Source organism: Vibrio sp. PSi01 (genome assembly GCF_054960695.1).
Genome location: NZ_JBHNYN010000011.1, coordinates 119,314 through 138,787, shown reverse-complemented (window position 1 = coordinate 138,787; position 19,474 = coordinate 119,314). Strand labels below are relative to the sequence as shown.

The following is a 19,474-nucleotide window of genomic DNA, read 5'->3' as shown; positions in this document are numbered from 1 at the left end:
AATGTCGAAAATCGAGGATTAGGACATGTGTGGTATTGTTGGAATCGTGGGTTCAACACCTGTAAACCAGTCTATTTATGACGCTTTAACGGTATTGCAGCATCGTGGCCAAGATGCCGCTGGTATTTGTACCATAGAAAGCAATCGTTTCCGTCTGCGTAAGGCGAACGGTTTAGTAAAAGATGTTTTTGAAGCAAAACACATGCAGCGCTTACAAGGTGAAGTGGGTATTGGTCACGTTCGCTATCCTACAGCGGGCAGTTCAAGTGCTTCTGAAGCTCAGCCTTTCTACGTAAACTCTCCTTTTGGCATCACGTTGGCGCACAACGGTAACCTAACGAACGCAAATGAAGTTCGTGCGAAATTATTCGAGAAAGACCGTCGTCATGTGAATACAACCTCTGATTCTGAAGTTCTACTGAATGTATTAGCTCATGAGATCGATACCGTTAAAGGTAACGTGACTTCAGAAGACGTTTTCCGCGCAGTAGCGAACGTGCACCGCACTATTCGTGGTGCTTACGCCGTAACGGCAATGATTATCGGCCACGGCATGATCGCATTCCGTGACCCACATGGCATCCGTCCGCTGTGTCTTGGTAAGCGTGAAGTTAATGGTAAAACAGAGTATATGGTTGCGTCTGAGTCAGTAGCGTTAGACGCTGTTGGTTTTGACTTTATGCGTGACGTTGCTCCTGGTGAAGCTATCTACGCAACATTCGACGGTGATCTTTTCACTAAGCAATGTGCAGATAACCCACAGTTAAATCCATGTATCTTTGAGTTTGTTTACTTTGCTCGTCCTGACTCGTTCATCGATAAAATCTCAGTTTACAGCGCGCGCGTTGAGATGGGTGAGATGCTAGGTAAACGTATTAAGGAAGAGTACGCAGACCTAGACATTGACGTGGTAATTCCAATTCCAGAAACATCGAATGATATCGCGTTGCGAATCGCTCAAGCGATTAACAAGCCATACCGTCAAGGTTTCGTGAAAAACCGCTACGTTGGCCGCACGTTCATCATGCCTGGTCAGCAACAGCGTAAGAAGTCAGTTCGTCGTAAGCTCAACGCTATTCGTTCTGAGTTCAAAGATAAGAACGTTCTACTGGTTGATGATTCTATTGTTCGTGGTACGACATCAGAGCAGATCATTGAGATGGCTCGTGATTCAGGCGCAAACAAAGTTTACATGGTTTCAGCCGCTCCAGAAGTACGCTTCCCTAACGTTTACGGCATCGATATGCCAAGCGCGACAGAGCTGATTGCTCATGGTCGTGATAATGAAACGATTTGTAAGCAGATTGGCGCAGACGCTTTGATTTTCCAAACACTACCAGACCTTATTTCTGCAGTCGGCATGGGTAATCAAGACATCTCTCGTTTCGATACTTCAGTATTCAACGGTGAGTATGTTACGGGCGATATTGACCAAGCGTACCTAGACTTCCTAGATTCTTTGCGTAATGACGACTCAAAGGTTCAACGTGAAATCCAGCAAGACTTAGCGAACTTAGAGCTGCATAACGAAGGCGCTTAGTTTCTCGTTAGCAACAGATCACTTTTGTTAGTGGTAAAGCACTTTCGTAAGCAGTAAAGCGATTCCATTATTAATAAAGTGTGTTCGCTAACAATCAAGTGTTTTCACTAATAACGAACCACAGTGTTGTTAGCGGGCTAAAAAGAAAAACCAGAGCATCAGCTCTGGTTTTTTTGTTTGCGGGGAATGGGATTAGTATTAATGAATGTGGTATGCGATCACAAAATCAATAAACAATCTAACCTTCTCAGGTAAATGGTCTTTGTGGTTATAAAGCATGTAAATATCACGAGGGTTAGCGCTCCAGTCTTCTAAGACTTGTACTAAGCTGCCGTCTTCAATGTATTCACGGATCATGACATCAGGCATTAGGGTGATACCTAGGCCTTCAGAACACGCTTGTCTGACAACATTCAATGCATTGGCGTTGAAACGACCTTTCTCGCTATTAACGACGGTCTCTTCATTCGAATTACTCAGCTGCCACTTAATCAATGGGTAGCCTTTGAGCAACGAATGGTTTGCCAACTCTTCAGCGTGACTTGGTGCAGGGTTCTTAGCCAAGTAATCAGGGCTTGCGATAAGAATATCTTTCACTTCGCTGATTTTTCTCGCGATTAAGCTTGAGTCACGTTGCGGACCGACTCTGAAAATTACGTCCCACTCCGTTGGGTCAAGCTGATCGGCTTGGTTGTTCATCATCAGCTCAATATTGATATCAGGGTATTGAGTCATGAATTCACTGAACATCGGCATCATCATGCGCTTAGTCAGGTTGGAGGGAGCGGTAATACGGATCTTCCCTGAAGCACCTTTACACACATCAGTGAGCTCTTCTGCAGTAGAAGACAGACGTTGCAGTAACGGAGAGCACTCATTGAAAAAACGTTCGCCAGCCTCTGTCAAAGAGAGTTTACGCGCGTGTCTATTGAGAAGCCTTAGGTTTAAAGAGTCTTCTAAGGCTTGGATGCGTCGTGTGATGGTCGCAACCGGAATCATAGTTTTGCGTGATGTTGCGGTGTAGCTTCCATTTTCAACGACAAGTCGAAAGAGGTTTAAATCATCTAATTTCATAAATCCAGACACATTTGTTTACAATCTCATCTAATTTATACGTAACAGTGAGATCAATGTTTGCGTTACGTCAACTCGTTGCACTATTTACAAGTATTCCAACCCTCGTCACGAATTACCAGTAAAGAGTGCAAATTTGTGTATTTAGCATTTTATTACTAAGTTTTATATTAGTTCTTGGAACAGATAACAATAATAATTCGACTTAGTTTTGTGAGGTTAAAGATTATGTACAAAACTTACAGTCAGCCAGTAATGACCTCGGCTCAGGAGATGATCAACCAAAAATGTGTCATGTTGGTTGATGATGACCCCATTTTTCGCCGTATAACCAGCGCGTATTTAGATGCGATTGGTTATAAAGTGGTTGAGGCTGAGAATGGACTGGATGCTTTGCAAAAGCTTAGGGATTCAGCACCAGATTTAATTGTGTGTGACTTATCAATGCCAATTTTGGATGGCATCGAGCTTGTAGAAGAGCTCAGCTTAGAGTATCCATCATTGCCTATGATTGTTGTGTCAGCGACAGACGACATGTCAGATGTCGCTAAAGCATTGCGATTTGGCATTAAAGACTTTTTAGCTAAACCGTTAGAGGATCACGCCCATTTAGGTAGCGCGATAGCTAATACACTCAAAGACTCGTTTGACAATATTTCAGACCAACGAGACTTTTCGAGCCAATGGTTTTCGGTAGATGACGGAGGAGAAATCCCTGAAGATCAAGAATTACATTGGCACTTGAATTACTTGCAAGACAACCCTAGTGCAGCAAAAGATCTATTGCATGCGCTACTTCCGGAAAAAGATACACGACAAGGAGCGTGGCGCTGTAGTTATCGATTGTTGCAATCAACAGAAATGATGCCACTTGTGTTTGATTACGCGTGGCTGATGAACGGGCAGTTTGCTTTTTATCTCGTTGATTCGTCTTCTTCTGATAATGGAGGCTCCGCGACGACCTTACTGGTGAGAGCTCTATTCCACGATTACATCAGGAATAGAAAAGATTTTAATGTTGACCTCAAAGATATTGCTGAGGTTTTGGAGAAAGGGATTCATTGCTCTAAGTGCGCTACGCCAGTTGATGCTTTGTTTGGTGTGGCTAATCTTGCTGAAGGGACTATCTCTATCTTACCTGCGGGTTTAGATGGGCGGTGGTCAAACGGTGAGGTGAATCAACACATTGCTGCAGGTGAGCGTTTAGGTGAAAACTGTAAGAAGAATTTTATTACAAGGGATCTGCCGATTGAAAAAGGGTGCCAGTTGTCAATGAGCTTACTGGGATCGGCAAGTTTTAGCTTAGACATACACCAAGGGTCTACTGATTAACCCTATATTTCCTCGGTTTTTGTGAATAATTGATTAAGGTATAGTTGCGCAAATGGTGTGGCTATGCCTTTTTTGTTAAATGTTGATTTAGCAAAGAGGGTTTGGTTCGCCACACACTTACCTTTACTAACAAAAACAAGAAGTAATCATGGCAGATAACAAAGACTTTCAAGACCCGTTTAATGTATTCTACTTTCTAGGATTTTTAGCCGCATTTTTAGCGATCCCATTATTACCAGCAACCCTTACGTTGATTCGAGTATTCAATGGTTACGCAACATTCTAGTGAAGCTATCTTAGATAAACTAATATAGTTAACTCAAGGAGGCCACAATTAGCGTTCGAGTTTTAAGCCTCAATATTGCTGGTGGCCTTTGTATATTTCTCGCAGTTCTAGGGATAGTTTTGCCCGTTCTGCCAACCACTCCTTTTCTCCTTCTTGCCAGCGCCTGCTTCATGCGAAGCAATCCGAAAGTTCATAAATGGATGCATGAGCACAAAACGCTGGGCCCTTTACTGAACAATTGGTATCAATACGGTGCCGTTACCAAACAAGTTAAAACGCGTGGCGTATTCTTTATCTTGTTGAGTTTTGCGTTATCCATCTACTTTGCTCCTATCATTTGGGTCAAGGCTTTCCTAATTTGCGTACTTGTTATTCTTCTCACATGGTTTATGCGACTTCCAACTCATGAGTTGGTTGCTGACAGCAAAGAAAATCACTACCATTAAGCCAGTGTGCCTGCTTATTTAGCGGGCGTTTATTATTTCAGCAATGAAAGTTATGACTCTCGTTGCAATGAATACCAATCGTACCTTTCCTTGGTTTCGTGCGTTAACTTGTTTGATTCGTTAACGAGAGTTTGGAAAGTGGCCTAATGAAGTGCATAAGATTATGAACACAGAAAAAATCTCTCTGATCAAAGCTAGCATCAAAAGTATCCCTGATTACCCTAAAGCAGGTATTTTGTTCCGTGACGTGACAAGCTTGATGGAAGATCCTGCAGCTTACAAAGCGACTATCGACCTGCTGGCGGAAACATACAAGGATATGGGCTTTACTAAGATTGTTGGTACTGAAGCTCGTGGTTTCCTATTTGGTGCGCCTTTGGCACTTGAGCTTGGTGTTGGTTTTATCCCTGTTCGTAAACCGGGTAAACTGCCTCGCGAAACAGTGGCACAATCTTATGAGCTAGAGTACGGCACAGATACATTAGAAATCCATACCGACGCTATCGTTGAAGGCGATAAAGTACTGATGGTCGATGACTTGCTTGCAACTGGCGGTACGATTGAAGCAACAACAAAGTTGATTCGTCAGCTTGGTGGTGTGGTAGAGCATGCTGCATTTGTAATTAACCTTCCAGAAATCGGTGGTGACAAGCGCTTAAAAGGCCTAGGTCTAGAAGTGTTTAGCATCTGCGAATTCGACGGTCATTAATCCTTTTCGGAATTATTCATGAGCTATCTTGCGTTAGCGCGAAAATGGCGACCAACCAAATTTAAAGAAGTGGTTGGTCAAGCCCATGTTTTAACAGCATTAGAGAATGCCCTTAGCCAGAATAGGTTGCACCATGCGTACTTGTTCAGCGGTACACGAGGTGTCGGTAAGACAACCATCGGTCGTTTGTTTGCTAAGGGCCTCAACTGTGAAACAGGCATTACCTCAACACCTTGTGGTGAATGCCCAACCTGTAAAGAGATCGATGAAGGTCGTTTTGTTGACCTGCTCGAGATTGATGCGGCATCACGAACAAAGGTAGAAGATACCCGCGAGCTTCTGGACAATGTTCAGTACAAGCCTGCACGTGGTCGCTTCAAGGTTTACCTTATCGATGAAGTACACATGCTTTCTAGGCACAGTTTCAACGCACTTCTAAAAACTTTAGAAGAACCGCCTGAATATGTGAAATTCTTGCTCGCAACGACAGATCCACAGAAGCTTCCAGTGACTATTTTGTCGCGTTGTCTGCAATTCCACCTTAAGCCGATCAGCGTGGATAACATTCATGAGCAGCTTGATCATATTCTAGAGCAAGAGAGCGTAACTTCTGAGTCTCGTGCGCTTGGAATGATTGCGCATGCGGCCGATGGCAGTATGCGTGACGCTCTTAGTCTAACAGATCAAGCGATTGCATTAGGCAATGGCAATGTAGTGACAGACACTGTTGCTCATATGCTCGGGACACTTGATACCGACCAAGCGATTCATCTTCTTGAAGCGATTAGCAGTAAACAGCCACAATTAGCGATGGCTTGCATTCAAGCTCTTGCTGAAAATGGCGTTGAGTGGGATGGATTGCTGAGTCAACTTGCGACTCAACTACACCGTTTGGCGATGTATCAAGCTCTGCCGTCTACTTTAGATAAGGCTCAGCCTGATGCCGAAAGGCTGGAACTGCTGAGCAAAGCGTTAAGCCCTCAAGACATCCAACTCTACTACCAAATAGTGCTGAAAGGTCGTGAAGACTTGCCATTATCGCCAACCGCTCGTGTTGGTATTGAGATGGTGGTTCTGCGTATGTTGGCATTCAGACCTGCTGAACAAACTGTTGCTACGGCTATCTCGACTGAGTCGACTAGCCCAGCGCCTGCTCCTGCAGCTCAGAATCCGGTTCAGAGTGTTGCTCAGCCAGTGAGTCAAGCTGCGCCAATGGCAGCTCCGAGACAGTCAGCTCAGGCTCCAGCGGTTTCACAGCCTCAAGTGCCTCAGCAAGCTCCTATTCAGCAGCCGGTGCAACAACAACCGCCGCAGAATCAGAACCAATATTCAGATTCGCAAGGTTACGCTGATCATTCAGGCAACCAAGGTTATCCAGAACAGGATTACCCGCACAGTCAGTATGACGCTCCACCTGCTTATGATGAACGTCCTAGCTACGGTGCGGAGCAGGCGATGAGTCCCATGACTCAGCAAACGAATTACCAGAATCAAGAGCAGCCAAATGTTGCTCCCGTTGCACCTTCTTTTTCACCAGCTTCGCAAGAGCAACCAGCGCGTGCAACTTCGCCTGTGAGTGGTTTACGTCACCAATTGCGTTCTCAACGTAGAGGTGGTGCAGCAACAGATAACAAAGGTTCAGCGCCAAAAAAGGCTAAAGCGACACCAGCTAAAACTTCAGTTCTTGACCGAGTTGCTCAGCAACACGGTGGTTCTGAGCGGGTGTCGCCAGCTTCTTTATCAGCCTCTTCTACAGAAAATGTTGCCAATGATAATGAACCTTATCGCTGGAAACCGTCTAAACCTGTAGTGAAAGAGGTGAGTAAAGAGCTTACACCCACTCAGATCAAGCGCGCGTTAGAGCACATTAAGACACCAGAAATGGTTGATAAATTGCTGCAAGAATCTATTGCTCAAGATGAATGGTCCGCCACGATTCAAAAGCTGGAAACAGCAAAGCTTGTTGAACAGTTAGCATTGAACTCAGTGTTTGCTAAAAATGGCACATCAATCACCTTAACGTTAAGATCGAGCCAAGCTCACCTGAATACGGATCGAGCACAGAGTGAGTTGTTACAGTCTCTCAATACCGTGCTCGGAGAAGAGTGTCATTTGAGTGTGGAAATCGGTGACGGTGGAGAAACACCTCTCGAATTAAGAGAAAGATTGTACCAAGGTAAGTTGAAAGACGCGTTTACCGCTTTGGAAAACGATGCCAATGTACAGTTTATTGAGAGGCGTTTTGCTGCTGAGCTCGACAGAGACAGTGTTCGCCCTATATAGAGCTTTTTCACGTTTAGTGACCTGCGTATCATCCTAGATAAGCAAATCTGAGAACTGAACCTCGAGGGGTTGAATCACTGTGGTTTAACCCCCATTTAAGCACCAAAGCTTAATAAATTTTAATAAACCAATTAGACCAGAGAGTATTAACATGTTTGGTAAAGGCGGTATGGGCAACATGATGAAGCAAGCCCAGCAAATGCAAGAGCGCATGCAAAAGCTTCAAGAAGAAATCGCGAATATGGAAGTTACAGGTGAGTCAGGTGCTGGCCTTGTAAAAGTAACCATCACTGGTAGCCACAGCGTTCGCCGTGTTGATATCGATGAAAGCCTAATGGAAGACGATAAAGAGATGCTTGAAGATCTTATCGCTGCTGCTTTCAACGACGCGGCTCGTCGTGTTGAAGAGACTCAAAAAGAGAAAATGGCTGGCGTAACTGGTGGGATGCAACTTCCACCAGGTATGAAGATGCCTTTCTAAGTAACTTATTCTTTAAAGTTAATTCAAGTGGTGGTTTGTGTTGAACAAGTCACCGTTTGAAAATCAGAACGGTTAACTATGCGTACCAGTCATATGCTGGAGCATTTGATGGAGGCCTTACGTTGTCTACCTGGGGTTGGTCCCAAGTCGGCGCAGCGTATGGCCTTTCATTTGTTACAGCGCGATAGAAAAGGCGGCCTACAGTTGGCTGATGCTCTTAGCCAGGCAATGACAGAAATTGGTCATTGTAATGAGTGCCGTACTTTTACTGAAGAAGATACCTGCCATATTTGTACCAACCCTAAACGTCAGGAAAATGGTCAAATCTGTGTAGTAGAGAGCCCTGCAGACATTGCAGCAATTGAAGCAACTGGCCAATATTCAGGCCGTTACTTTGTGTTGATGGGCCACCTTTCGCCACTTGATGGGATTGGTCCAAGTGATATTGGCCTCGATGTTTTGGATTACCGCTTACGTCGTGGTGATATCACAGAGGTTATTCTCGCGACCAACCCAACGGTTGAAGGCGAAGCAACGGCCCATTACATTGCTGAGCTATGCAATGCCCATGAAGTGAACGCAAGTCGAATCGCCCATGGTGTTCCCGTTGGTGGTGAGCTAGAGCTGGTGGATGGCACCACGCTTTCGCACTCCTTACTCGGTCGTCATAAGATATAAAAAAGCCGCTTGGTGAATAATCACTAAGCGGCTTTTTCTTCTTTTGTTATAAAGCTTTGTCCTTGAACGTGTCTATTCTAAAACCTTTCAAACGATTAATCAGAGCCGCGCACGGCTTTGTAAATCGCAGCGCCAATCACGGCACCAATAATCGGTGCAATCCAGAATAGCCATAATTGCGAAACAGCCCAGTCTCCAACAAATACGGCTACACCAGTACTTCGAGCAGGATTCACAGAGGTATTAGTGACGGGGATACTGATAAGGTGGATCAAGGTTAAACAAAGACCAATCGCGATAGGTGCAAATCCAGCCGGTGCTTTTGAATCGGTTGCCCCCATGATCACGAATAGGAACACCATGGTCATGACCACTTCACACACGAGTGCTGCGGTTAGCGAATAGTCACCCGGTGAGTGTTCACCGTAACCATTCGAAGCAAAGCCTGATGAGACAACGTCAAAACCTGCTTGGCCAGAAGCAATCACAAATAGCACGCCGCCCGCGATAATACCGCCAATCACTTGGGCAATAATATAAGGCGCAACATCTTTGCCATCAAAGCGACCACCACTCCATAGGCCGATGGTGACAGCAGGGTTGAGGTGGCAACCGGATATATGACCAATAGCGAAAGCCATAGTGAGTACGGTTAAACCAAAGGCAAGGGAAACTCCGAGTAGGCCAATTCCCACATCAGGGAAAGCCGCGGCTAAGACGGCACTACCACAACCGCCCAACACCAACCAAAACGTACCAAACATTTCTGCGATATACCTATTCATAACGATCCTTATTAATCTGTACCAGTATCAACAAGATAGTTTAGATTTCGTAACTTTGTGAAATCTTGAGCATATAGAAGGCAGAAAAGGGCAGATGCGCTTAGGTAATCGCTTCTAATTCGATCAGGTTATCAAGGGCTTCTTGGTCGGTCTTGCCACAAATGACAGGGCAGGCTTTGAATTGGTGGCACACCTTAGGGCGCGAAGATAGACCAAACAGCTTACAAAGATTTTGCTCATTTAATTGAATGCATCGCACGCCCGCAGGCTTGCCATTGGGCATTCCAGGAATAGCTGATGTAATACTTGGAGCGACACAACATGCTCCACAACCTAAACGACATTCCATCAAATTAAACTCACTAAATAGCAGGGGGCGCGATAGTAGCAAAAAATGATGAGAGTGACAGCTGTTGATTGAATCAAAGAATGAACAATGATTATCCTTGAACTTTTTATGGGCTAGCGGTATAACACGCACCCCAGTAAATGAGTAAGAAGTAATCCTATGACGAATCCATTTTGGCAAGAAAAAACACTAGAACAGATGACAGAGCAAGAGTGGGAATCACTGTGTGATGGTTGTGGTAAGTGTTGCCTGCATAAACTAATGGATGAAGATAGCGATGAAGTTTACTACACCAATGTGGCGTGTAGCTGGTTAAACGACAAAACATGTTCGTGTAAAGACTACCCGAACCGTTTCACTTCTGGTGAAGAGTGCTTGAAGCTGACTCGTGACAAGATCGACGAGTTTCACTGGCTACCAGATACTTGTGCTTATCGCCTTTTATCAGAATCTAAGCCTATTCCTGAATGGCACCCATTGATCACGGGATCAAAAACAGAGATGCATGCAGCAGGCGAAAGTGTTCGTAATAAAGTGGTGTATGAAATTGATGTTGTCGATTGGGAAGACCACATTTTAAACCACCCGAACCGTTAGTTATTCTAAAAACAGCCGCTTTTGAGCGGCTGTTTTGCGTCGCCTAAATTTAAAACTTACTTAATTACTTAACTTAAAGGCTTAAAACAAAAAACGCCCCGGAGGGCGCTAAAGTTAAACGAGCAAAAAAGATTCAGGCTAGTTTACTTGTTGTTTAATGTACTCACCCAATTCTGAGTGGTGCATGATTTTCGAAACCGGCAGTATTTTCTCAGCAGGGCCCCAAGCAAACACGTTCACAGGTGTGTGAGTATGTGTACCTGTACCCCAAACAATGTTTTGACCCGTTGCTTGTTCACGAGCAAGCAGGTTGCCACGGTCGTTATATGGGAAGAATGCATCGAAATCGTTGATAGCAGGTACTTCTTCTGCTGACAAGTATTTGTGCTGAGCCAATCGGTATGGGTTCGGCTTACTGGCTAATACGTTTTTCGCTTGTTCCGCTGTAATAGGGAACTCACTGTTTTTGTTGACTATTTCGGCCAGTTTTTCAGATGTTTGCTGTGCTTTATCTAGCTTTTGAAATTCGCTGATCATGCCGTAGTAGCTTTGCTTCTGATTGTATAGACCATCAAGAATATCGAATGCGCCAAAGTTAAAGTTGGGTGCATAGTCGCGATCAGCGAAGGCTTCGCCAGAACGTTTCTGTGGTTTTGGTAAGTCGTTAGAAGAGTAGCTGAAACCGAAAGATCCTGTTTCGTGGTCTGCGGTCACAATCACGATCGTGTCTTCACGATCTTTTGCCCATTCATACACAGTTTGGATCGCTTCATCAAACTTGAGCAGTTCATGCAGCATCGTGCCGGCATCGTTACTGTGACCCGCCCAATCGATTTGGCCACCTTCAACCATTAGGAAAAAGCCATCTTCATCTTTGGATAGGATGTTGAGCGCTTTTTTTGTCATCTCTTTCAGGCTTGGCTGAGTTCGTTCGCTACTCTTTTTCTTGTTGCTGTAAGCGATGCCATCATCCATGCCTGAGTAGGCGAATAGGCCAAGTAGTTTATCGCCCTTAGCGTCGTCTAGCATGTTGCGATTAAACACCAGTTGGTAGCCGTCTTTCTCTGCTTCAGTCAGCAGGTTACGGTCGTCTTTACGCTTCGATTTGAGATAAACATCACCTTGAGTCAGTTTCTCAAGTTGCTTATAGGTTTCACCTTTGTCGTTGGTCGATTTAGGAATCCAATGACGTAGCCCTCCAGAGAGCATCACATCAGCGCCCGTTGCTAACATATCAGATGCAATTTGATTCTCTAAAGAACGGTGAGGTTGGTGAGCGGCGAAAGAAGCCGGGGTCGCGTGAGTTAAGCGTGTGTCGGACACTAAGCCGGTCGCTTTGCCTGCTTTTTTCGCTTTCTCAAGTACGGTCTCAACATGGTTACCCTGTGAATCGATACCGATCACTTCTGAACCGCTGTAGATACCCGTTGCAAGCATGGTCGCAGAGCAAGCTGAATCCACTACGATTGCGTCTTTCGGATGCGTTAGGGATGAACCAATAACCCCTTCTTGAGCAAGTTGATAAATGGCCGTTTTGTTCCCTTTATAGATGGAATTTGGCGCTTGGTTTGCGTAGGTTTCCAATAAGCCAACTTGCTGAGGACCCATGCCGTCGCCGATCATCAGAATGACATTTTTGATTTCTGCTGAAAGTACGTTGAATGAGAGTGTAGAGGTTACCACTGCGGTAACAATTGGTTTCATAAAGTGCTTCATTAGTTATCCCTTTTTATATAAGCGGGATGATTAGAACACCGATTTATGTCAAAGTCGTTTCATATTTGTTTCATCAACATGAAAGTGAGCAATAACTCAAGTTTTTAGAAAAACATAAAAAAAGGCTCACATTTCTGTGAGCCTTGGTCTTATTTAGGAGCGTCCAGATTAACGGACGATGTCATGGCTAATGTCAAGCAAGCGGCAGTTCTGCAACCACCTGGTTGAACGCGACTCGAGCTTTTTGAGCTTGCTCAGATAACTCTACTTTCTTCGCTTGAGCTGTACTTAAGTCGTTTTCAGCCTGCTCAAGAGCTTGTTGTAGATTTTCTGGAAGTTCATGTGTTTCCATTTGCGCACCTTGTTCAAGAACATAAGCACGAATTTCTTTCTTAACATCCGCTAGCGCTTTGTAAGCTTCACGTTCATGTTCAGCTGCCTCTTGTGCGGCATCTTTCTCTTTTTCAAACTGTGCTAATGCCATACCTTCTGCCGACCATGGATCCATGTCTGGTAGTTCTTCGATGTTAATCGTTGGTTCGATGTACGCGTCTTGATGACGTAGATCTAGGCTAGTGGCTCGAACGGCTGAAATCATCAACATCACAGAGATCGCTAGTAGTGGTAAACCACCTACGATTGCTGCGGTTTGTAGTGTACTTAACCCCCCCAAGAACATCAGGATTGTTGGTAAGAACGAAAGTGTAAATGCCCAGAACATACGGTTCCAACGCATCGGCTCTTCTGTCACGTTGTTCTGAACTACAGAAGCCAGAATATAAGAGATAGAATCAAAGGTTGTCGCAGTGAAAATGATACATAGCAGTGTGAATACTGCGATCACCAATGTGCTCATTGGCAGTTGTGCCAGCATCGAGAAGATCGCTTTAGTTGCGCCTTCTTCGTTCAAGATAGCAACGACATCGAGCTCACCAGACAACTGTAGAGATAAACCGTAGTTACCTAAGATCATGAAGAATAAGAAACAGCCTAATGAACCAAAGAAGATTGAGCCTGACACCATTTGTTTAATGGTTCTGCCACGAGAGATTCGTGCAACAAATAGGCCCATACTCGGTGCGAAAACTAGCCACCATGCCCAATAGAAAATGGTCCAATCTTGTGGGAAGTGCGTGTTTTCAAAGGTTCCGTAACCACCAAATGGTTCCGCCCATGTTGCCATCACGAAAAAGTTAGACAGTAGGCGACCAATTGAATCTAGGCCTGTTTCCAGCATGAAAATCGTAGGGCCAGCAATCAGAACGAAAGCCAATAGCCCCATCGCACCCCAGAAGTTGATGTTGCTGAGGATCTTGATGCCTTTTTCTAAACCCGCATAAGATGAGTACGCAAAAATAGCAGTACAAACCAGAAGTACCATCACTTGAGTTAGGTTGTTTTTAGGCAGACCGAATAGGTGGTTAAGGCCTTCAGTGATAAGAGGAGCTGCTAAACCTAAAGTTGTGGCTGCGCCGCCTAATAGACCGAAAATGAATAGGATATCGACGATCTTTCCCGGTACGCCCTTACTACGGTGTTCACCAAGAACGGGCATTAGAGCGCTAGAGATTTTTAGAACAGGTTGTTTACGAACATAGAAGAAGTAAGCAATAGGAATCGCAGGGATCAAGTAGATAGACCATGCGATTGGTCCCCAGTGGAACAGACCATAAGTCGCTGCCCAACGAACGGCTTCCTCACTGCCTGGCTCCAGTTGGAAAGGAGGTGATTGATAGTAATAAGCCCACTCAATACAGCCCCAGTACAAGATACTTGCACCGATACCACCACAGAACAGCATTGCTGCCCATGATGCTGTTTTAAATTCTGGCTCTTCGTCCGCTTCGCCAAGTTTGATTTGTCCCATATCGCTGAAGACAACATAAACCATGAACGCACACGCTGCTAGGCCAAGCGCTAAATATAGAAAGCCGAGTTGATCGGTCATAAAAGTTTTAGCTACCGCAATCCAGTCTGCTCCTTGAGTAGGGAACATAATCAGCGGGAAGACGATCGTGAGTAGGAGTGCTATCGCACCAAAAAAGGTCGGCTTGTCAATAAGCTCAAAAGTGTTTTTCACGAGTATTATTCCATTAAAATGAGAGCGGAATTATGGAGTGAACTCGTTTTTTAGGACAAATCAGGTCTGTTGTCGTGACGACAAATCACTTTTTACAATAGAAAAGACTCTATGCAAAGGGGAAATGCAAGAGATGCAGCGTAAGGGATGGGATACAGTGGAGAACGATAAAGTGTTAGACCAGAGCGAGAAGGATTCCACCAACGGTTGCCGCTGCGGACAAATATTGCCCAGCTGAATACGAACCGTCGTCTTCTTCTTCGATCTTGTCTGGGTGATCCATACCTAGAGCGCCATGAGCAAATGATTCAACCTTATCGGTAACGGTTTCATTCTCTGCTTCAATTTTTTTTGCTTCTTTATCGATTTCTTTCAGGGCAGATAAGAGCGCTTTGCCTTCATTAGAAAGCTTAACAGTGTTTTGTTCAACCTTAAGAGGCGCGGGCTTTTCAGCTTCACTGTTTTTACTCTGTGAGTTCATTTGCGAAGGTGAATATAGCTGGGTATTACTCGTTCCTACCGGCGTCATATAGCTCTCCTTACCTATCCTTAAATATAGTATCGGCAGAGGTGTGAAAAACTTGTGCATTTAATCACCATGGTGATGTTTTTTTATTCGCACATTACATTTTCATCTGCTTAATCAAAACTGCTTGGTAATTAAGCAATTCCTATGCCGATATCAATATTTATCTTAGGGCGCGATTGAACAAGCTTTTAGTTTGCCAGACTTGTAGCATGCCAGACCTAAACTTGGATAAGATTAAGTCTGGATAGCGAGTTTAGTCGCACTTGAGATCGGATCCGCGCTGAGATAGGTGCTTGTATGCCTTCATTCGGTTCTCTTTCTTAACAAAACGAGCCGGTGGAGAAAGCACTTTTAGTTGGTAGTCACTGCTATTCGATGAGATTTCTTCAACTGGACTGATGATGGCAATTTTCAAATCAGGGTTACGACGTAGAATCGACGCTGCAGTGCCTAAACCACCTTCGGTGTGGAATTTACCAGCCACATGGATCACCTGTTGTTCAGGGTTTGATGCTAGGTAATCCACAATCGATTCAGCCATAGTTTCGTCCCAGGTTACCTGAGCGGAAAATTGCTTTTCTGTTTGCTCTGGTGTGCCGTGATGCATTGAAGCCATGAACTTTTCTTTGTAAGGGCTATCGCCAGTATCGACTTCTGAAGCAATCCATTGGCGTTGTTCCGTCGTTAGCTGATCTAGATAGGATAATCCTTTACGGCCGATACACTGTACAAAGGGTTTTGGTGCGTTTGCCGCAATGATATCGACATCGTTGGCTTTTGCGAATTCAACCAGCGCACGATAATCACTTTCGTAATTTGGCCAAGCAGCGGCTTGAGACATAAGAACTTGTTCGCCAATCTCACCGTTTAGATATTGGTTTAATGTGTCTTGATGCTCTCGAGTGAATTGTTCCATTGATAACGCAATGTTTGGCGTTGCGTTTCGACGCACTTTTAGGAAATGGGTTTGGAAGCGATGGATAGCAGAGTGAGTGTGCCATTCTCCAATAAGAACGACGTCAGCTTCTGTCAGTTGCTTGGGTAACGCATCGAGGGAAAGTGTTTTACCTTGTGGGGAAGCAAACTGGTAATCATAAAATGTGAAAACGGTTTTTGTTTGCGTGTTAGCCACTGTTTGAGAAGTGTTGTTTGAAGGTTGAGTAGCACAAGCTGTAAGCAGGGTAGCTAATCCGATAAGAATAATACGTTGCATGAAATGCCTCCTTGAAGAACACGCATACTAAAGGAGGCAAGATGAGATTTCAATGCAAACGATAATCAATATCAATTAAATTTGTTTGCGGTACACTCTCAACATAAAGTCAGCTTCACAGTTGAATTGCTCTGCATCGGTGAGTTGTCGTTTAAACTCTTCACTCGCTTTCCAAGCAAATGGCGTCATCTGTAGCAGGTCGAATGCATCTGACCCCGATAGTTCCATCATATAGTTTAGTTGTTCTTGGTGTTCAAGCGTAAAACCTTCGATCACTTCTGGATCTTCGTCATGTAAGCGAACGCCATCATAAATTGCATCACGCAGTTGATACAGGTGTCGGTTAGCGGGTGTCACGGTGATCACCACACCATTATCTTTGATGGTGCGTTGCAGCTCTTCAGCCTTGCAAGGCGCGTAAATGCGTAGAATGCCGTCTAAGCTGTTTTCAGCAAAGGGTAGGCGATGGCTTGATGCAACCGAGAAGTCGACTGCAGGGTAGCGTTTAGCCGCGTATTTGATAGCGATCTTAGAAATGTCTAGGCCAAAAGTAGCACCATTCTTTTCTTTTAGGTTTACCGCAATTTCGTTGGTGTAATAACCTTCGCCACAACCAATATCCAATAGGGCAGGTGCCTCTGCTGGTAGATAATGAGAACACAATGTCACCACCGCTTGGCGCATTGGGTCATAGTGGTTGCCTTCAAGGAAGCGGCGACGAGCCTGCATCATCTCTTTGTTGTCACCTGGATCTTTTGAGCGTTTGTGGTGTGCTGGCATCAAATTGACATAGCCTTCTTTCGCTAGGTCGAACTGATGGTTCTTTTCACACTTAAACGTACGATCGTTTTGAGATAAAGGTTGGTGACACAAAGGGCATTGGTAAGTCATTGCGAACTCGAGGTAGATATCTTAAGGGCGAAATTTTAACAGGAAGCATAGTGGGGCGCTAGAATAAACGCAGCTGTCTTGGCTAACGGCATCCGTAAATAGGTAGAGCCAGTCAGTGAAGAGATAGAGCCAACGTATGGCTGGCTCTATTGGTTATGAGCCGGTCACTGATAGAAACAGTGAACTCGGCTTCTAGCTAAAGAAGTTAACTTGGTTCTTTAACGACTCAGCTTGTTTTTGAAGTTCATCAGCACTGTGAGAAGTCTTAGCGCTGGTTTCACGGCTTTGTTGGTTCAAATCGCTGATCGCATGCGCGTTCGCTGCTATTTCTTGAGAAACTTGAGCTTGCTCTTCAGATGTTGCAGCAATAGTTTCAGCTTGAGAAGCAATAGACTCAACCTGAGAAGCAATGGATTCTAGTGCTGTACCGGCTTCTTGCGCTTTATCGAGTACTTGGTTGGCATTCGATTGGCTCTGCGTCATTAGATTTACGGCATTATTAGTGGAAGCTTTTAGTTTCTCAATAATGCTTACCACGTCTTGTACTGAGGTTTGAGTACGATGAGCCAGCGTTCTCACTTCGTCAGCAACAACGGCAAAGCCACGGCCTTGTTCTCCAGCACGTGCAGCTTCAATCGCAGCATTCAACGCAAGTAAGTTGGTTTGTTCTGCGATGTCATCAATCATTTTGGTAACAGTTTGGATGCTTTCGCTATCAGCGCTTACTTGCTCAATCGCTGATGCTGATTTATCTAGCTGATCGTTGAGCTGAGCAACATCAATACACACACCTTCAACAACCTCTAAGCCTTGCTGACTATCGTCATTTGCCAGACGGACGTTTTCAGCAATGCTGTTGACTTGTTGAGCTACGGATTCAGCCGACGTCGCCATCTCTTCTATTGCTGTTACTACTTGTTCTACTTGCGCCTGTTGACGGTCAGATTGCGTTAAGTTGTGGCTTGCATCTTGAGAAACACTGCTTGAGCTATTTTGAACTTGATCACTGGTCGCGCGAATTTCACCCACTAATGTATTCAACTGGGCAGCCATGGTTGCAACCCCTGTATTTAGGTTACTGATTTCATTCTTTGTTTGCTTACCTGAGTTTGGAATATGTAGGCTGACTTCGCCTTTCCCTAAACGCATCATGTATTCGTTTAAGGTTGTTAGCGGTGTTAGTGTATGGTTCAAAACGAAAGTTAACACTACGATTGTAGCGGCGGCAATCAAGGTCGCAATGATAGCGATAAGCTTCAGAAGCTCGTCACTGCCTTTGGTCACTTCCTTAATGAACGTGCCGCCAAGTAGCTTCCATCCCCAACCCGGAACGTCGGTGTATACCAGATATTTTTCACCTACTGTTCCTTGATACTCATATGGGTATAGGATCAGGCCTGATGATTGTTCGAAGAGTTGATAGAAAGGTTTGTTGCCATCGTAATCGGCGACATCAATAATCGATTTGCCACCGCCAGCAAGGGTAGGATGCAATAAGTACTGACCTTGATGTTCTTTTTCATTATCAACAATGATGGTGTATCCGGTGTCTCCCCATGATACCGAGCGCAAAGATTCAAATAAGCTCTGAGTTGCTTCTTCAACGGGTAAGCCAATGAAAGACACACCATTAACTTTACCTTGAGCATTGGTTAAGGGAGCGTAGTAGGTGATGTAACGCTGGCCGAATAGTTTTACTTGAGCGTAATAAGGCTGGCCACTTTTGAGTTTGTTATAGCCTGGGTGGTTTCGTCCTAGCGTAGTAGCAACTACTCGATCACCTGAAGGGTTTTTAAGAGATGTTGATACACGAATGAAGTCCTCACCGAATGGGGCAAACAATGTTGCTACTGCGCCTGTATCACGAGTAAAGCTATCAACGAGTTTGGTGTCGTTGATCAGGCTTTCACCATATTGCGTCATGTTAGGAATCGAATGGCCGTTGAACTCAACGTCATAACTTTCAACATAAACACCTGCTAGGTAACCGTTACGAAAAGTTGATTCTAAAACTTCGGCGGTATGCAGGTAGGCATCAAATTGACCAGATATTGTTTTGGCCATTGCTTCGACTTTTGACTGATGCTCTTTCAGTGTGTTGTCTAATAATACCTGTGAGGCATTTCGATACACGAGGGTCGCAATTGAACCAAAGGCGATCAGCAAGCAAAGTAAAATCACTAGCTTAAGTTGGAAACCAACACTTTGATTTTTGTATTTATCGAACATGAATTCACTATCCTGTCTTCATTTAGGTGTTGTTAGATTTGGTTTTACTATTGAGTTTTATATCATAAGAACTTATTTATCGGCATGGATTGATAATAATTAATGAATTGATGGTTATTTTTATAAATTAAACTGATAAATGGTGATCTGGTGTTGATTTGAACCAATACGAGGAAGGCTGTTGTGGCTATGCGCTATGACTTTTCAGGATATACGCTACTCCTTATTGGATACATGCCATTGCTCTGGGGAGTGG

18 protein-coding genes are annotated in these 19,474 nt (G+C 44.4%); 9 read left to right on the top strand and 9 right to left on the bottom strand.

Annotated features, from left to right (window positions below; translation table 11 throughout):
* Positions 1–25 precede the first annotated feature (25 nt).
* The gene (gene purF / locus ACFI6G_RS15420; protein WP_010436912.1) at positions 26–1,540 is read left to right on the top strand and encodes an amidophosphoribosyltransferase; all 1,515 of its coding nucleotides are present in this window, start codon (positions 26–28) and stop codon (positions 1,538–1,540) included.
* Between the two features lie 198 nt (positions 1,541–1,738).
* On the opposite strand, the gene ACFI6G_RS15415 is transcribed toward purF, so the two are convergent.
* Entirely contained in the window at positions 1,739–2,614 is an 876-nt protein-coding gene (locus ACFI6G_RS15415; RefSeq protein WP_004734167.1) for a LysR family transcriptional regulator, read from the bottom strand.
* Between the two features lie 228 nt (positions 2,615–2,842).
* Between ACFI6G_RS15415 and ACFI6G_RS15410 the strand changes: the two genes are divergently transcribed.
* From ACFI6G_RS15410 to recR, 7 genes are all read left to right on the top strand, one after another.
* Positions 2,843–3,946 carry a response regulator gene (locus ACFI6G_RS15410; RefSeq protein WP_010436916.1) on the top strand — a complete coding sequence of 368 codons (1,104 nt, stop codon included), beginning with the start codon at positions 2,843–2,845 and terminating at the stop codon, positions 3,944–3,946.
* A gap of 148 nt (positions 3,947–4,094) precedes the next feature.
* Positions 4,095–4,232, top strand: a complete 138-nt coding sequence (locus ACFI6G_RS15405) for a hypothetical protein (RefSeq protein ID WP_004734169.1) — start codon at positions 4,095–4,097, stop codon at positions 4,230–4,232.
* A 74-nt stretch (positions 4,233–4,306) separates the two neighbouring features.
* A complete protein-coding gene (locus ACFI6G_RS15400; RefSeq protein WP_029189203.1) occupies positions 4,307–4,678 on the top strand; it encodes a YbaN family protein in 372 nt (123 codons plus the stop codon).
* A 163-nt stretch (positions 4,679–4,841) separates the two neighbouring features.
* Positions 4,842–5,387, top strand: coding sequence for an adenine phosphoribosyltransferase (apt, locus tag ACFI6G_RS15395; RefSeq protein ID WP_010436920.1), 546 nt, complete (start codon positions 4,842–4,844; stop codon positions 5,385–5,387).
* Positions 5,388–5,405: 18 nt separating this feature from the next.
* A complete protein-coding gene (gene dnaX, locus ACFI6G_RS15390) occupies positions 5,406–7,670 on the top strand; it encodes a DNA polymerase III subunit gamma/tau (RefSeq protein WP_016792772.1) in 2,265 nt (754 codons plus the stop codon).
* Positions 7,671–7,821: 151 nt separating this feature from the next.
* Positions 7,822–8,151, top strand: a complete 330-nt coding sequence (locus tag ACFI6G_RS15385) for a YbaB/EbfC family nucleoid-associated protein (protein ID WP_009848672.1) — start codon at positions 7,822–7,824, stop codon at positions 8,149–8,151.
* A 78-nt stretch (positions 8,152–8,229) separates the two neighbouring features.
* On the top strand, positions 8,230–8,829 hold the full coding sequence (recR, locus tag ACFI6G_RS15380; RefSeq protein WP_010436925.1) for a recombination mediator RecR: 600 nt from the start codon (positions 8,230–8,232) through the stop codon (positions 8,827–8,829).
* Positions 8,830–8,924: 95 nt separating this feature from the next.
* Here recR and aqpZ read toward each other — a convergent pair whose 3' ends face one another.
* Positions 8,925–9,614 (bottom strand): aquaporin Z, encoded by a 690-nt coding sequence (gene aqpZ / locus ACFI6G_RS15375; protein ID WP_016767513.1) that lies wholly within the window; start codon positions 9,612–9,614, stop codon positions 8,925–8,927.
* A gap of 100 nt (positions 9,615–9,714) precedes the next feature.
* Entirely contained in the window at positions 9,715–9,963 is a 249-nt protein-coding gene (locus ACFI6G_RS15370; RefSeq protein ID WP_010436940.1) for a YkgJ family cysteine cluster protein, read from the bottom strand.
* Between the two features lie 159 nt (positions 9,964–10,122).
* Between ACFI6G_RS15370 and ACFI6G_RS15365 the strand changes: the two genes are divergently transcribed.
* Complete coding sequence (locus ACFI6G_RS15365) at positions 10,123–10,560, top strand: YcgN family cysteine cluster protein (protein ID WP_016767514.1); 438 nt, start codon at positions 10,123–10,125, stop codon at positions 10,558–10,560.
* 138 nt (positions 10,561–10,698) lie between these two features.
* Here the strand turns inward: ACFI6G_RS15365 and ACFI6G_RS15360 are convergent, their stop codons facing one another.
* The 6 genes from ACFI6G_RS15360 to ACFI6G_RS15335 all read right to left on the bottom strand — a co-directional run bounded on the left by ACFI6G_RS15360 (position 10,699) and on the right by ACFI6G_RS15335 (position 19,218).
* Positions 10,699–12,276, bottom strand: a complete 1,578-nt coding sequence (locus tag ACFI6G_RS15360; protein ID WP_016792773.1) for an alkaline phosphatase — start codon at positions 12,274–12,276, stop codon at positions 10,699–10,701.
* 193 nt (positions 12,277–12,469) lie between these two features.
* The gene (locus ACFI6G_RS15355; protein ID WP_010437049.1) at positions 12,470–14,356 is read right to left on the bottom strand and encodes a BCCT family transporter; all 1,887 of its coding nucleotides are present in this window, start codon (positions 14,354–14,356) and stop codon (positions 12,470–12,472) included.
* 175 nt (positions 14,357–14,531) lie between these two features.
* The gene (locus ACFI6G_RS15350) at positions 14,532–14,885 is read right to left on the bottom strand and encodes a hypothetical protein (protein ID WP_010437053.1); all 354 of its coding nucleotides are present in this window, start codon (positions 14,883–14,885) and stop codon (positions 14,532–14,534) included.
* Between the two features lie 253 nt (positions 14,886–15,138).
* Positions 15,139–16,098 (bottom strand): ChaN family lipoprotein, encoded by a 960-nt coding sequence (locus ACFI6G_RS15345; protein ID WP_016792774.1) that lies wholly within the window; start codon positions 16,096–16,098, stop codon positions 15,139–15,141.
* 75 nt (positions 16,099–16,173) lie between these two features.
* Entirely contained in the window at positions 16,174–16,989 is an 816-nt protein-coding gene (rlmA, locus tag ACFI6G_RS15340) for a 23S rRNA (guanine(745)-N(1))-methyltransferase (protein ID WP_010437055.1), read from the bottom strand.
* Between the two features lie 192 nt (positions 16,990–17,181).
* On the bottom strand, positions 17,182–19,218 hold the full coding sequence (locus ACFI6G_RS15335) for a methyl-accepting chemotaxis protein (RefSeq protein ID WP_016792775.1): 2,037 nt from the start codon (positions 19,216–19,218) through the stop codon (positions 17,182–17,184).
* Between the last annotated feature and the right edge of the window lie 256 nt (positions 19,219–19,474).

Coding starts and splice junctions, on each gene's coding strand:
- rlmA (WP_010437055.1), bottom strand. CDS start 16,989: ATGACTTACCAATGCCCTTTGTGTCACCAACCTTTATCTCAAAACGAT.
- ACFI6G_RS15350 (WP_010437053.1), bottom strand. CDS start 14,885: ATGACGCCGGTAGGAACGAGTAATACCCAGCTATATTCACCTTCGCAA.
- ACFI6G_RS15370 (WP_010436940.1), bottom strand. CDS start 9,963: ATGGAATGTCGTTTAGGTTGTGGAGCATGTTGTGTCGCTCCAAGTATT.
- ACFI6G_RS15405 (WP_004734169.1), top strand. CDS start 4,095: ATGGCAGATAACAAAGACTTTCAAGACCCGTTTAATGTATTCTACTTT.
- ACFI6G_RS15335 (WP_016792775.1), bottom strand. CDS start 19,218: ATGTTCGATAAATACAAAAATCAAAGTGTTGGTTTCCAACTTAAGCTA.
- ACFI6G_RS15385 (WP_009848672.1), top strand. CDS start 7,822: ATGTTTGGTAAAGGCGGTATGGGCAACATGATGAAGCAAGCCCAGCAA.
- ACFI6G_RS15415 (WP_004734167.1), bottom strand. CDS start 2,614: ATGAAATTAGATGATTTAAACCTCTTTCGACTTGTCGTTGAAAATGGA.
- ACFI6G_RS15410 (WP_010436916.1), top strand. CDS start 2,843: ATGTACAAAACTTACAGTCAGCCAGTAATGACCTCGGCTCAGGAGATG.
- dnaX (WP_016792772.1), top strand. CDS start 5,406: ATGAGCTATCTTGCGTTAGCGCGAAAATGGCGACCAACCAAATTTAAA.
- aqpZ (WP_016767513.1), bottom strand. CDS start 9,614: ATGAATAGGTATATCGCAGAAATGTTTGGTACGTTTTGGTTGGTGTTG.
- purF (WP_010436912.1), top strand. CDS start 26: ATGTGTGGTATTGTTGGAATCGTGGGTTCAACACCTGTAAACCAGTCT.
- ACFI6G_RS15360 (WP_016792773.1), bottom strand. CDS start 12,276: ATGAAGCACTTTATGAAACCAATTGTTACCGCAGTGGTAACCTCTACA.
- apt (WP_010436920.1), top strand. CDS start 4,842: ATGAACACAGAAAAAATCTCTCTGATCAAAGCTAGCATCAAAAGTATC.
- ACFI6G_RS15345 (WP_016792774.1), bottom strand. CDS start 16,098: ATGCAACGTATTATTCTTATCGGATTAGCTACCCTGCTTACAGCTTGT.
- ACFI6G_RS15365 (WP_016767514.1), top strand. CDS start 10,123: ATGACGAATCCATTTTGGCAAGAAAAAACACTAGAACAGATGACAGAG.
- recR (WP_010436925.1), top strand. CDS start 8,230: ATGCGTACCAGTCATATGCTGGAGCATTTGATGGAGGCCTTACGTTGT.